The 12,526-nt window shown below is 62.7% G+C and carries 11 protein-coding genes, 1 other RNA gene and 2 pseudogenes; 11 read left to right on the top strand and 3 right to left on the bottom strand.

What is annotated here, in order from left to right:
- Positions 1-308, bottom strand: a pseudogene (locus AC0AP0_RS04315) (GTP pyrophosphokinase family protein); the annotation flags it as partial.
- A gap of 112 nt (positions 309-420) precedes the next feature.
- On the opposite strand from AC0AP0_RS04315, the gene miaB reads away from it, so the two are divergent.
- From miaB to AC0AP0_RS04330, 3 genes are read left to right on the top strand one after another with little or no spacing between them, the layout of a single operon-like run.
- The gene (miaB, locus tag AC0AP0_RS04320) at positions 421-1,821 is read left to right on the top strand and encodes a tRNA (N6-isopentenyl adenosine(37)-C2)-methylthiotransferase MiaB (protein ID WP_490429486.1); all 1,401 of its coding nucleotides are present in this window, start codon (positions 421-423) and stop codon (positions 1,819-1,821) included.
- Entirely contained in the window at positions 1,808-2,812 is a 1,005-nt protein-coding gene (gene miaA / locus AC0AP0_RS04325) for a tRNA (adenosine(37)-N6)-dimethylallyltransferase MiaA (RefSeq protein ID WP_198207079.1), read from the top strand. The genes miaB and miaA overlap by 14 nt, the downstream gene beginning before the upstream one ends.
- 34 nt (positions 2,813-2,846) lie before the next feature.
- Positions 2,847-3,380: a MerR family transcriptional regulator gene (locus tag AC0AP0_RS04330; protein WP_490429487.1), complete on the top strand. Its 534-nt coding sequence runs from the start codon at positions 2,847-2,849 to the stop codon at positions 3,378-3,380.
- Between the two features lie 57 nt (positions 3,381-3,437).
- Here the strand turns inward: AC0AP0_RS04330 and AC0AP0_RS04335 are convergent, their stop codons facing one another.
- The gene (locus tag AC0AP0_RS04335; RefSeq protein WP_211120346.1) at positions 3,438-4,148 is read right to left on the bottom strand and encodes a Fic family protein; all 711 of its coding nucleotides are present in this window, start codon (positions 4,146-4,148) and stop codon (positions 3,438-3,440) included.
- Between the two features lie 101 nt (positions 4,149-4,249).
- Here AC0AP0_RS04335 and AC0AP0_RS04340 point away from each other — a divergent pair, with 101 nt between their 5' ends.
- The 7 genes from AC0AP0_RS04340 (at position 4,250) to AC0AP0_RS04370 (ending at position 11,801) form a co-directional block, all read left to right on the top strand.
- Positions 4,250-6,973, top strand: a complete 2,724-nt coding sequence (locus AC0AP0_RS04340) for an FtsK/SpoIIIE family DNA translocase (RefSeq protein ID WP_490429488.1) — start codon at positions 4,250-4,252, stop codon at positions 6,971-6,973.
- 107 nt (positions 6,974-7,080) lie between these two features.
- On the top strand, positions 7,081-7,686 hold the full coding sequence (pgsA, locus tag AC0AP0_RS04345; protein WP_490429489.1) for a CDP-diacylglycerol--glycerol-3-phosphate 3-phosphatidyltransferase: 606 nt from the start codon (positions 7,081-7,083) through the stop codon (positions 7,684-7,686).
- A gap of 11 nt (positions 7,687-7,697) precedes the next feature.
- The gene (locus AC0AP0_RS04350) at positions 7,698-8,252 is read left to right on the top strand and encodes a CinA family protein (protein ID WP_181415132.1); all 555 of its coding nucleotides are present in this window, start codon (positions 7,698-7,700) and stop codon (positions 8,250-8,252) included.
- Between the two features lie 256 nt (positions 8,253-8,508).
- The gene (locus AC0AP0_RS04355) at positions 8,509-9,027 is read left to right on the top strand and encodes a helix-turn-helix domain-containing protein (protein WP_110425112.1); all 519 of its coding nucleotides are present in this window, start codon (positions 8,509-8,511) and stop codon (positions 9,025-9,027) included.
- Positions 9,028-9,172: 145 nt separating this feature from the next.
- Entirely contained in the window at positions 9,173-9,406 is a 234-nt protein-coding gene (locus AC0AP0_RS04360; RefSeq protein WP_024627845.1) for a DUF3046 domain-containing protein, read from the top strand.
- Positions 9,407-9,634: 228 nt separating this feature from the next.
- Complete coding sequence (recA, locus tag AC0AP0_RS04365) at positions 9,635-10,789, top strand: recombinase RecA (protein WP_046322775.1); 1,155 nt, start codon at positions 9,635-9,637, stop codon at positions 10,787-10,789.
- Positions 10,790-10,793: 4 nt separating this feature from the next.
- Positions 10,794-11,801, top strand: a complete 1,008-nt coding sequence (locus AC0AP0_RS04370; RefSeq protein ID WP_490429490.1) for a regulatory protein RecX — start codon at positions 10,794-10,796, stop codon at positions 11,799-11,801.
- Between the two features lie 36 nt (positions 11,802-11,837).
- Here AC0AP0_RS04370 and rnpB read toward each other — a convergent pair.
- Positions 11,838-12,215, bottom strand: an RNA gene (gene rnpB, locus AC0AP0_RS04375) — RNase P RNA component class A.
- 177 nt (positions 12,216-12,392) lie between these two features.
- Between rnpB and AC0AP0_RS04380 the strand changes: the two are divergent.
- A pseudogene (locus AC0AP0_RS04380) lies at positions 12,393-12,526 on the top strand (ribosome hibernation-promoting factor, HPF/YfiA family); the annotation flags it as partial.

Raw genomic sequence — 12,526 nt, forward strand, 5'->3', positions numbered from 1 at the left:
TGATCGCGCACCGAGGGGATGGTGACGGGCAGGTTCTTGCGGTGCAGCTTGCCGATCAGGGAGTCCACGCTCTTGAGTCGACGCTCCATGTGGTGGATGGGGTTGTGACTGAACCGGACCTGGAACTCGGTGTCCAGCACGTCTAGCTTGGTCGAAATCTCGTACATGGCCCCCTCGTAGGTCTGCATGAGATTGACGAATTCCGTTATCTCGTCGATGTCCAGCTTGGGACGGTCCTTTTCGTCCAAGTCTGACAGTCGCTGCTTCATTTCGGATGCGCTCATGGCACTGTTACGGTCAAGTATCACATGAACCTCCCATGCCGCCGTTCGTAACCAAGACTCATGGTACGCACAGGCCCCGATGGCCGCGGGACCCGACCTGCGCATACAATCATGGCTTATGGAAGCAGGCGAGGGTATGAGCGTGACCGCTCAGCGTAAGGACAGCAGGGGCGTCTACTATGTACGGACCCTGGGCTGTCAGATGAACGAGCACGATTCCGAGCGGATCGCTGGGGTGCTCCGGGACCAGGGCTACCAGCAGGCTACGCCCGAGCAGGTTCGCGCGCGCGAGGTGGATGTGATGGTGCTCAACACTTGCGCCGTACGCGACAACGCCACCCAGCGCATGTACGGGACCATCGGACGCTGGCACAGGTTCAAGCAACACAAGCCCGACACGCGCATCGCCGTGGGCGGCTGCATGGCCCAGAAGGACCGGGAGCGGATCGTAAAGGCGGCGCCCTGGGTGGATGCGGTCTTTGGCACGAGGGACATTGGCTCGTTGCCCGGCTTGCTGGACAAGGCTCGCAGGGACGGGCGACCCCAGGTGGGGGTTTCGGAGGAGTTGCGGGATCTGCCCGGGAGGCTGCCGGCGGTCAGATCCTCGCGCTCGCAGGCCTGGGTGTCCATATCGGTCGGCTGCAACAACACCTGCACCTTCTGCATCGTGCCCTCCGTGCGCGGGCGGGAGCGGGACCGGTCCATGGACGACATTCTGCAGGAGGTTGAGGACTGCGTGCGATCCGGGGCCCGCCAGGTGACTCTGCTGGGGCAGAACGTAAACTCCTACGGCTGGTCCACGGGGGATCGCTACGCCTTCGCCCGGCTTCTGCGCGCCTGCGGCCAGGTGCCTGGGTTGGAGCGGATCCGCTTCACTTCGCCCCACCCTGCGGCCTTCACCGACGATGTGATCGCGGCCATGGCCGAGACGCCCACGGTCATGCACCAGCTGCACATGCCCCTGCAGTCGGGCTCCGACCGGATTCTGCGGGCCATGCGGCGCTCCTACCGGTCCCAGCGCTTTTTGGACATACTTGACAAGGTGCGGGCTGCCATGCCCGATGCCCTGATCACCACCGACATCATCGTAGGTTTCCCCGGAGAGACCGAGGAGGACTTTCAGGCCACCATGGATGTGGTGCGCCGGGCGCGCTTCTCGTCGGCTTTTATCTTTGAGTATTCGCCTCGTCCGGGCACGCCGGCCGCACGCATGCCCCAGCTGCCCAAGGCCGTGGTTCAGGACAGGTTCGAGCGGCTGCAGGCCCTGCAGGAGTCCATCACCATGGAGCACATGCAGGCCTTCCTGGGCAGGCAGGTGGAGGTACTGATCGGTGACGGACACGGCCGGCATGACGGCAGCACCCATCGGGTGACCGGGCATGAGCGCACCGGCGTGCTGGTCCACGTCGGCGTGCCCAAGGGGATGCCTGTGCCAAAGCCCGGGGACCTCGTGACCTGCACCGTCACTCAGGCCGGACCCCACTATCTGATTGCTGACCCGGATCCCCAGGCGGGGCAGGTCTATGACATCCGCTGAACCCCGCATCGTCTCCATTGTGGGTCCCACAGCCTCGGGCAAGACCGCCCTGGGCGTGGCCCTGGCACAGGCTCTTGAGGAGCGCGGGCAGGAGGCACATATCGTCAATGCCGACGCCTACCAGATGTACCGTGGGATGGATGTGGGCACGGCCAAACCTTCGGCGCAGGAGCGGCAGGCGGTGGTCCACCACCTGATCGACATCATCGAGCCGGAGGAGGCCATGAGCGTGGCCCGCTTCCAGGCCATGGCCCGGTCCCTGATAGCCGACCTGCGGGCGAAGGAAATCAGACCCATTCTGGTCGGTGGCTCCGGGCTCTATACCCGGGCTGTCATCGACGATCTGTCCTTCCCCGGCACCGACCCGGCGGTCAGGGCCAGGCTGGAGGAGCGGGCTCAGGAGGAAGGCCCGGGGTTGCTCTTCCGTGAGCTGCAGGAGCGGGACCCGGAGGCTGCTGACCGGATGGATCCTCGGAATGTGCGGCGGACCGTGCGGGCTCTGGAGGTCATGGAGATTACCGGACGGCCATATTCGGCCAGCCTGCCACGATACCGCTACCTGTTGCCCGCCCTGCAGCTGGGACTGGACCTGCCCCGGGAGGAGCTGGACCGCAGAATCGACCAGCGCACCCAGGCCATGCGCGACCAGGGGCTAGTCGATGAGGTGAGCAGGCTGCGAAACCGCCTGGGGACTACGGCCTCACGCGCCCTGGGCTATCAGCAGATTCTGGACTACCTGGACGGCCGCACCGATCTGGATTCCGCCTTCGAGCTGATAGGGCAGAAGACCAAGCGCCTGGCCCGCAAGCAGATGGGCTGGTTCGGTCGGGACCCACGCATCCACTGGCTGAACGCCCTGACCCCGGACCTGGTCCAGCAGGCCCTGGACCTGGTAGATCAGGCCGACCAAGGCTGCTTCGACCAGGCGGACGCCCAGGCCGATCAGTCGGACCAGGGGAGGGTGACCAGACACCATCTAGGCGCGCTTTGACTTCAAGTACTTGAAGTTCCTAGGCTGGACGGGTATGACCACCATCATGCATCCCCAGGGTGAAACCCAGACTGAAACCAAGACTGTCCAAACTCGGGCCGACCAGGAATCCGGGCCCTGGTACACCATCCGCCAGGCCTCGCTCATGTCAGGGATGCCGGAGACCACCCTGCGCTACTACGAGACCATCGGCATCATTCCGCCCATCGCCAGGGACCCCTCAAGCGGACACCGCTGCTACAACCAGAAGGATCTTGACCTGCTGGAGACCATATCCTGCCTGAGCGCTACGGGCATGTCCCTGGAGCACATGCGGGAGTATCTGGGCAACCGTGCGGGAGGAGCCGAGGCCGCCGGACGGCAGATCGAGCTCCTGGCCGAGCAGGAGCGGCGGCTGGATCAGCGGATGGCAGATTTGCGGGCAAGGAAGCGGTATGTGCAGCTCAAAATACAATACTGGGGGCACGTCCGAGACCACGACCAGGCCGGTGCGACAGAACTGATCAATCAGAGCGCCCAGATCATCGAGGCCGCCAAGCGCAGCGGCAACGAGCGGCTGCCAGGCTGAGGCTGCCGACACCGTTGGGTGGCTGGTTCCGGTCAGTGGGCTGGGCCCTGGTCCCGATTAGTGGGCTGGGCCCTGGTCCCATCCTGCGATCAGAAATATTCTGGTTGGGTTGACCGGGCGGACCATGCTCGCGATCAGGGCCTGCAGGTCATCGGTGTTGCCCCGGAGCGCTCGTTGGATGGCCCGGCGGTGGGCGGTCGGATCAGCTTGGCCCCAGTCTAGGTCCCAGCCGGCATCGTGGGACAGGCGCGAGAGGAAGATGCGCAGGGTCATGCCGTCGCAGTCGGCGAAGGAATGCAGGTAGGAGAGCTCGTCGTAGTAGTGGGCCAGGCGGTCCACGAAGACCGGACGGTCCAGGCTGGCCAGATTGTGTTCAGCAGCCAGCTCCTGGCCGATGGCCGCTGCTCCCTGCTCCAGCATGGCCGCCGGATACAGGCTGGCATCGTCGTTTGGTTGAGGCCGGCGCAGCGCTCGCTCCTCTGGCAGGCCGGGCAGCAGCCGACGGTGGATGGCTCGCAGCTCTTCAAGATCGCCCTCGGTCGCCCAAGGCCGCTGACAGACCAGGGTGGTCCGCAGAAAAAGGGCATCCGTCAGGGCATCCGCCTTGGCCTCCAAGCGCCGGGCCTGGTCGACCAGCGCTTCGGCCTGCTTCCTGCCCGCCATAAAGTCGCTGGCCGCCTGTAGGGCCGAAGAACTGGGTTGACGGTCATCCAGAAGCAGGTTGCGCAGGGCGAAGGCCACGGCGCTCTGACGTTCGGCTGGTGTCATGCCAACGATGCTAGCCCTGGCGGTCCCCCGTCTGAAAGAGTTGTGCACACTGACCCGGCGGGTCCGATGCGGACCGGGGTTCTAGGTAGGCTGAAAGGGTTATGACACGTAAGCAGCGAGCAGACGCAAGCGGTCGCGGCCGGACCGCATCCAAGGACAGCCAAGATCCTGAACCCTTCTGGCACAAGGCCTTGCTGGCCCTGCCCCGGGGCTTGGGATCCCTGGTGCGTGCCGTGGCCGGCAAGAACGGCGACAACTCTGCCTACCGCAAGGATGGGCTCTGCTTCGTGCTGGTCATTCTGGCCGTGCTCTTCTGTGCCAGCGAATGGTTCCGCGTGAATGGCTTCCTGGGACGGGGACTGCATGCTCTGGCTGCGGGCGTTCTGGGACTCTGCAGCATCATCCTGCCGGTGGTCCTGCTTTTCGCGGCCTTCCGTTTGGTCTGCTACACCGGGCGCGAGGCTGGCAACCTGCCTGTGGTGGGAGGCCTCATGGTGGTGCTCTGGTCGGTCTGTTCCATTCTGGACGTGCTCATGGCCTCGGATTATCGCGGCTTCGACATGAAGGCCATAAGCGACTCAGGCGGCCTTCTGGGGTTCTTCCTGGGTTCGCCCCTGGCCTGGGGGCTTTCCAAGGTCTTCGCCGTCATCATCTTCGTCCTCGTGGCCATTTTCGGCTTCTTCATCACCTTTAGATTCCATATGAGCGACCTCATGGCCTGGTTGCGCGGGAAGAGGACCCGTGCCTCCAGCCCGGCTTCGGCTCAGACCGCTCCCAACGAGGTCAGGCTGGGGGACGACACCCTGCCACTAGCGCCTGGCGTGCCCACTCACCAGGAGTCGGATCAGGAGGATGACCAGGATTCCCGCAAAGGCGGGGTGGCCGGTTGGTTCGATAGACTGCTGCATGGCCGTATCGGCAAGGACGCGGACACCCATCTGGAGCGTTACGAGGCTGACGAGCCTTTCTCCCAGGCGGCCTCGCTGGAGGGGGCTGACCAGGGTGATCAGTCGGCGCAGGATGCTGAATCTGACCAGGTGTCCACGCAGAACATGCCCGCGGTGGAGGCACCGGCCACCGCCGCCCTCTTGGATGCCAGGGAGCAAGGGCATCCCAAGGTGGATCCGGCTGCCTTGTCCGGCGTGGGGGCCACGGACCCCTGGGCCGCTGCCGCTGTCGCAGCCGACACTGTGCAGATGGATGCCCAGCCTGCTCCGGGAGCGGGGAATCAGCCGGCCGGAGCCCAGGGTGCAGGAGCCCAGGCTGTCGGCGCGTCGAGTTCCTCCGATGACCGCCAGGTGGACGAGAGTCGACCCTACGTGCTGCCCAGCACGGACCTCCTGGTCAAGGGCAAGCCACACGCGGTCAGGACTTCGGCAAACGATGCGGTCATCAAGGCCCTGCAATCAACCTTCCAGCAGTTCGACGTGGACGCCAAGGTGGTGGGCTTCTTGCGCGGTCCCTCGGTCACCCAGTACGAGGTGGAGTTGGGCCCGGGCGTCAAGGTGGAGAAGGTCACCAACCTTCAGCGCAACATCGCTTACGCGGTGGCCAGCTCGGACGTGCGCATCCTCTCGCCTATTCCTGGCAAGTCGGCCATCGGCATCGAAATTCCCAACGTGGACCGCGAGATCGTCCACCTTGGTGATGTGCTGCGCTCCGACAAGGCCCAGCAGGACGACAACCCCATGATGACCGCCGTGGGCAAGGACGTGGAGGGCCACTATGTGACCGCCGACTTGACCAAGATGCCTCACCTGCTGGTGGCCGGTGCTACGGGTTCGGGCAAGTCAAGCTTCATCAACTCCATGCTGGTTTCGCTGATCATGCGGGCCACGCCGGAGCAGGTCCGCCTGATCATGGTGGACCCCAAGCGCGTGGAGCTGAGCGCCTACGCCGGCATTCCCCACCTGCTCACGCCCATCATCACCGAGCCCAAGAAGGCCGCCCAGGCCCTGGAGTGGGTGGTCAAGGAGATGGATGCCCGCTACGACGACCTGCAGTTCTTCGGATTCCGGCACATCAAGGACTTCAACAAGGCCGTGCGCGAGGGCAAGGTCCACGCCCCGGCCGGTTCCAATCGCAAAGTAGCCCCTTATCCCTACCTGGTCGTGGTCGTCGACGAGATGGCTGATCTGATGATGGTGGCCAAGAACGACGTGGAAAGCTCCATTCAGCGGATCACCCAGCTGGCGCGTGCCGCCGGCGTCCACCTGGTCCTGGCCACCCAGCGGCCTTCAGTGGATGTGGTCACCGGCCTGATCAAGGCCAACATTCCCTCCAGGCTAGCTTTCGCCACATCTTCTTCCACGGATTCCCGAGTCATTCTTGATGCCACTGGCGCTGAAACCCTGATCGGCCAGGGCGATGCCCTCTTCTTGCCCATGGGCCAGGCCAAGCCCACCCGTGTCCAGGGAGCCTGGGTTTCTGAGTCCGAGATTCGCAAGGCGGTGGATTATGTGCGCACCCAGCGCAAGCCCCACTACCGCGAGGACATTGAGCAGATGGCCGATAAGGCCGACCACAAGAATGAGATCCAGGAGGAGATCGGCGACGACATGGACGAACTGCTCCAGGCGGCCGAGCTGGTGGTGACGACACAGTTCGGATCCACCTCCATGCTCCAGCGCAAGCTGCGTGTGGGCTTCGCCAGGGCAGGGAGGCTGATGGACCTGCTGGAGTCGAGGGGAATCGTAGGGCCATCGGAGGGTTCCAAGGCCCGCGAGGTGCTCATTCAGCCGCCGCAGCTGCAGCAGGCTCTGGCCTTCATCCGCGGTGACGCCACCTCCATGGATCCCGCCCCGGATGAGCAAGCGCAGGGCTGAACATTGGTCCAAAAAGCTAGGCCTGGTCTACCGTTATGATGAAACTGCCGCCCGGCAAGTATTGTTGGACGGCCCGAGCGCACCAGTATCGCGTATAAGGAGTGGCAATGCAGGAGCATGCCGAGTCAGAGACCGGTCGTGAGAGGCGCAGGCTTCTCGAAGGATGGAATTCACCCCCAAATCTGGTCACCTACACCCGTATCCTCCTGGTCCTGATCTTCATCGTCCTGGATCTGATGGCTGGTCCCTGGGGGGAGCGCAGGCCTGGTATGCGGTGGACCGCCGCAGTGCTCTTCATCCTCGCCGCCTCGACCGACAAGCTGGACGGGTGGCTGGCCCGCCGGTACAATCAAGTGACCGAGCTGGGTAAGCTCATGGATCCCATTGCCGACAAGTTGCTGATCTGCTCGGCGCTAGTTGTGGCATCCGTCTTCGGCGAACTCTGGTGGTGGGTCACCCTGCTCTTCCTGGTGCGGGAGCTGGGCATTACCCTGCTGCGGGTTCTGGTCATCAATAGGCAGGGACGGGTCATCGCCGCTTCCCAGGCTGGCAAATACAAGACCTTGTTTGAATGTATCGGTCTGGGCATGCTCATGGTGCCCCTGTCGCCGGTCTGGCCCTGGTACCTGGTGACCACCCGCGTGGTAATTCTGGTGGCCCTGGCCCTCTGCCTCTATTCAGGAGCGGAATACGTGATAGGGATGCGGCGATGATTGGCAAGAGCATGCAGGGCCGCTGCGATGACCTGGCTGGAAGGATTATCGACACCTGCCGTGATTCGGGCCTGTTGCTGGCCGCTGCCGAATCGCTGACCGGGGGGCTGCTGGCCGATGCTTTCGTCAGGATCCCCGGCGCATCAGACGTCTTCCTTGGGTCAGCCGTCACTTACGACATCGCCGCCAAGGCTGCCATCCTCAAGGTGGATCAGGACCTGCTGGCCACCCAAGGCGCAGTTCATCCACGCGTTGCCCAGGAGATGGCCGAGGGCACGGCCAGGCTCTACACCCGGCCAGGGCACGAGGACACGGTCATCGGTATGGCCACTACAGGTGTAGCTGGTCCGGGTCCTGATGGGGATGATCCTGCCGGACTGGTGTACATCGGTCTGGCCCTACCAGTCCGGGTGATGGGTGGCCGTATGGAGACTGGCCTTCAGTCCCATGCCTACCGGACCTATGCTTATGAGTTGCACTTGGATGGCGACCGGGAGCAGGTGCGCAGGGGCACGGTCATGAGGATTCTGGACCAGCTGGATCAGGCCCTGCATTCGCGGGGCTGAGGGCATGATGTGGTAAGTTGCTTTTATGGCTTCCGTAAGCCGATGTCGGGTCTTGCGCTTGCAGTATTTGCTGTAGCCGGCAGGCCTGGGGCAAGAAGCTAGCTGTATTGAGCCATCCCTCCTGGCTCTGGTCTTTCGCATACGTGACTTTGGTCACAAAACGGGCCTTTCGGGTTCCTCCCCTGGAATAATCTTTGGGCTCGTCTGTTGGTCATTGCGTAAGAAGTTGAACACGATAATGGCGAAAGGGGCTGCTATGGCCAGCACCGAGACCGTGATGACTCGAACCAACAATACCTATGATGTCAAGCCAGCCGCACCCGGAGTGGAGCGCAATGCGCGGGTTCGTGATCTGACACCCGCCCAGCGTCGTGCCGTTGTCTTCGCCCAGCAGCAGGTGATTCGTGCCAAGGCCGCTAAGAAGGCCAAGGAGGAGCGCCAGGCCAACCTGAACAAGATGTGGATGGAGGAGGACGGCATGGAAGCCAGCCGTCAGCGGGCAGCCTCCGCCAACGACGGCCGTGCCGTCACCCACACCGTCTCTCTGCGCGAGGCCCTGGGCCACGTGCTGCGCGAGCTGAGGACTAATGATCACAAGACCCTGCGTGAGGTCAGCGAGAAGGCAGGCGTCTCCCTGGGCTACCTGTCCGAGGTGGAACGTGGCCAGAAGGAGGCCAGCTCTGAACTGTTGAGCTCCATCGCCGACGCGCTGGGCCTGGGTGTGCCTCAGACACTGCGGATGGTGGCGGACTATCTGGAGTCCACTCAGGAGTAAGCACGTCCGATCCGGCTGGTTGATCCGGCGGACCGTTCTTGAGGGCGTCCGGTTCTTATGAACCAGGCGCCCTCTTCTGTTGACTGCCGGTTGCTACCGTAGAAGGGGTGTGACAAGGTGGGCCTTGGACGAAAGGTGATGTCGGGTGCGTGAACGGGAATTCTGGCAACTGCTGGAGGAGGTCTTTGGCCGGGTCTACGGACGCAGTCTGGCCCGCGACCAAAGGCTGACTGCCCTGGATGCCATGACCGTTATAGAGGCCCTGGATGCAGGCGTGGAGCCGCGCGTAGTTTGGAACGTGCTCTGCGATCAGATGGAGATCCCAGACTCCCGCCGCTGGGGGAAGGACCACAATGCGCCGCCCTTGCCGGCAGCCTGATCAGCGGGTTTTATCCTCCGCGAATTTATTTCCTGCCCCAGGCGATTTTCGAACATTTGTTCGCATGGTCGGGTATACTGATACCCATGGTCCGGTGACCATCGGCACGTTCGACCACATCGGGCGCCGGGACTGCAGACGGGTTCCGACGACGGATAGGCTGTCAATCGTGAGGTTGTCAATCAGGATGTCGTCATCGTGAGGTCGGTTACGAAGAAGGAGAGCCATATGGCACGTCAGAGCAACAGTGGCAAGGCGAAGAAGGAAGAGGAGAGCGGGATTGACCCCCGTCGCCAGGCAGCCTTGAACACGGCCCTCGCGCAGGTGGAAAAGAGCTTTGGCAAGGGTTCGGCCATGCGCCTGGGTGATAAGCCTGCCCAGGACGTGGAGGTCATCCCCACCGGGTCCCTGGCTTTGGACATGGCCCTGGGCATCGGTGGACTGCCCCGCGGCCGCATCGTCGAGATCTACGGTCCTGAGTCCTCGGGCAAGACCACCCTGGCCCTGCATGCGGTGGCCAATGCGCAGGCTGGCGGTGGAGTGGCTGCCTTCATCGATGCCGAGCACGCTTTGGATCCCGAGTACGCCAAGAAGCTGGGTGTGGACACGGACTCTTTGATCGTCTCCCAGCCAGACAACGGCGAGCAGGCGCTGGAGATTGCCGACATGTTGATTCGTTCGGGCGCCTTGGACGTTATCGTCATTGACTCGGTGGCTGCCCTGGTGCCCAAGGCCGAGATTGAGGGCGACATGGGCGACAGCCATGTGGGTTTGCAGGCCAGGCTGATGAGCCAGGCCCTGCGCAAGATGACCGGCGCCCTGTCTCAGGCCAACACTACGGCCATTTTCATCAACCAGCTCAGGGAGAAGATCGGCGTCTTCTTCGGCAGCCCGGAGACTACCACTGGCGGCAAGGCCCTGAAGTTCTATGCCTCGGTCCGCCTGGACATCCGCCGTATCCAGACTCTGAAGAACGGCGACGAGGCGGTGGGCAACCGCACCAAGGTCAAGGTGGTCAAGAACAAGATGGCTCCGCCTTTCAAGGTGGCCGAATTCGACATCCTCTACGGAGAGGGCATCTCCAAGGAGGGTTCGGTTCTGGATATGGCCTTGCAGACCAATATTGTCAAGAAGTCGGGGTCCTGGTTCACTTATGAGGGCGATCAGCTTGGTCAGGGCAGGGAGAACGTCCGTCAGTTCCTCAAGGACAACCCTGGCCTGACCAAGGAGATTGAGGATAAGGTCAAGGTTGCCTTCGGCCTTATCCCTGCTCCCTCCGAGGATAACAACGACGATCAGGCTGATGCCGACCAAGGCAGCAAGGAAGACGACTCAGCTCCTGTCGACGTCAACGGCACTGTGCCTACTGCTCAGGCTGCATGACCCGATGATCTCGGCTGAGGACTTCCTCAAGGAAAATCCTGTCCGACTGGTTCAGGCCGAGGATTCTGCCGACTCCAGCACAGAGCCGCGGGATTCTCGACCGGACCGGTTCCAAGCAGACTCCGCAGGTGCGCCTGGCTCGGCAGGTTCAGTAGGTGTGGCGGGTATGGGAACAGTCCCAGATTTCGCTACTGATTCGCGGTCTGACTCAGGCTTTCCGCATACCGTAAATTCCCTGCCCACTGCGGATGTTCGCCCCGTTGCTAGCCAGAAGAATGACAGCTACAAGGAAGACAGCAGCCCAGTGCAAGCCACTGCCCTGGGGCTGGAGCATGGCGCTCGATTTGGAGGGAGTCTGGAAGATATTGACAGTGCTGCCAATACTGATATGTCTGACGAATCACTGGCAGGTCACCATCCTTCCCAGGGGCACCGTTCTTCCCGGGGTTTTGACAGAAAGGCCCGCCGTCGTGGCCGTCACCCACGTGCTGGCGGCTTTGGCGGAGGTTCTGCGCCTGCAGTCCCACGAGCAGATGCGGATGACGCAGATGTTTGCAGGGAGGCTGCCCTGACTTTGCTGGATGCGGCGGCCCGTTCAAGCGGAGCCCTGGCCCGTCGTCTGGCCGACAAGGGGTTCGACACGAACGTGATCAATCAGGTGATCGACCGGTTGACCAGACTGGGTCTTGTGAATGACCAGGCCTATGCCCAGGATCTTCTGCGTTCCTGCCTGCATCGAACACTGGGGGAGCGGGGCGTGCTCTCGGAGATGACCCGCAAGGGTCTGGATTCAGGACTGGCTGCGCAGGTGGTGGCCCAGGCCTCTCGTGAGGGACTCTTCGTCGACTCAGCCTATGAGCTCGGTCGCAAGGTGGCCCGCAAGACAGCCGGACTCGATCTCAAGGTACGCAAACGGCGATTCTGGAGTGCTGGATCCCGCAAGGGCCACAGCCCCGACCTCCTCAACCAGGTCGCAGCAGACCTTTTCGCTTCTGACGACCCTCTCGATTGAGCTGATTGCTGCCAAAGCACCACACAGTAGAAGAGTAGATGAGACCTCTCATATACCCCGGGTTCTGTCATCGACCGGATAGAAATCCGGACGACGGATGGCCATCCATCTCGACCTGACGTTGCCGCCAGGCTCTAGCGGCCTACCCGAAGGCGGGACGAGCAACCCCTGAATGCCTTCTGCTTGGCCTTGCTCCCGATGAGGCTTGCCATGCGGTCGGCGTTACCGTCGACCCGGTGGTCTCTTACACCGCCGTTTCACCCTTACCCGTCTTTACAGGACGAGCGGTCTGTTCTCTGTTGCGCTATCTCTCAGGTCGCCCTGGGCGGACGTTATCCGCCATCGTGCTCTATGGAGCCCGGAAGTTCCTCAACCCTTCCCAAGAGGAGGGGCCGCGGCCATCCGAGAGGTCTCGGGGATACAGCATAGCGGAACTGAACGACCGTACCAGTGGTGATGATTCCGCTGTGGCCTCAAGCTCAATCAGTGAGTCAGCCTTGCTCTTCGGATACAATCGGAAGCACAGTCGATGGTGACCAAGTCCGCCATCGCACCAGCGGTTCGTCCGCTCACGAGTGCAAGGAGATTCCCATGGAGATCGTCATTACCGGTCGACATACCCAAATCAAGCAGCGGTTCCGCGATGTTGTGGACAGCAAGATGAACAGGGTGACGGCCATCGCCCCCGATGCCCAGCGCATCCAGGTCGTTCTGACACATGAAGG

It is taken from the genome of Bifidobacterium sp. POST2/T3 (B1) (assembly GCF_058197115.1).

Bases quoted from the DNA above. Each gene is read 5' to 3' on its own strand.
- recA (WP_046322775.1), top strand. From the start codon at position 9,635: ATGGCACGTCAGAGCAACAGTGGCAAGGCGAAGAAGGAAGAGGAGAGC.
- AC0AP0_RS04370 (WP_490429490.1), top strand. From the start codon at position 10,794: ATGATCTCGGCTGAGGACTTCCTCAAGGAAAATCCTGTCCGACTGGTT.
- miaA (WP_198207079.1), top strand. From the start codon at position 1,808: ATGACATCCGCTGAACCCCGCATCGTCTCCATTGTGGGTCCCACAGCC.
- pgsA (WP_490429489.1), top strand. From the start codon at position 7,081: ATGCAGGAGCATGCCGAGTCAGAGACCGGTCGTGAGAGGCGCAGGCTT.
- AC0AP0_RS04350 (WP_181415132.1), top strand. From the start codon at position 7,698: ATGCAGGGCCGCTGCGATGACCTGGCTGGAAGGATTATCGACACCTGC.
- miaB (WP_490429486.1), top strand. From the start codon at position 421: ATGAGCGTGACCGCTCAGCGTAAGGACAGCAGGGGCGTCTACTATGTA.
- AC0AP0_RS04330 (WP_490429487.1), top strand. From the start codon at position 2,847: ATGACCACCATCATGCATCCCCAGGGTGAAACCCAGACTGAAACCAAG.
- AC0AP0_RS04355 (WP_110425112.1), top strand. From the start codon at position 8,509: ATGGCCAGCACCGAGACCGTGATGACTCGAACCAACAATACCTATGAT.
- AC0AP0_RS04335 (WP_211120346.1), bottom strand. From the start codon at position 4,148: ATGACACCAGCCGAACGTCAGAGCGCCGTGGCCTTCGCCCTGCGCAAC.
- AC0AP0_RS04340 (WP_490429488.1), top strand. From the start codon at position 4,250: ATGACACGTAAGCAGCGAGCAGACGCAAGCGGTCGCGGCCGGACCGCA.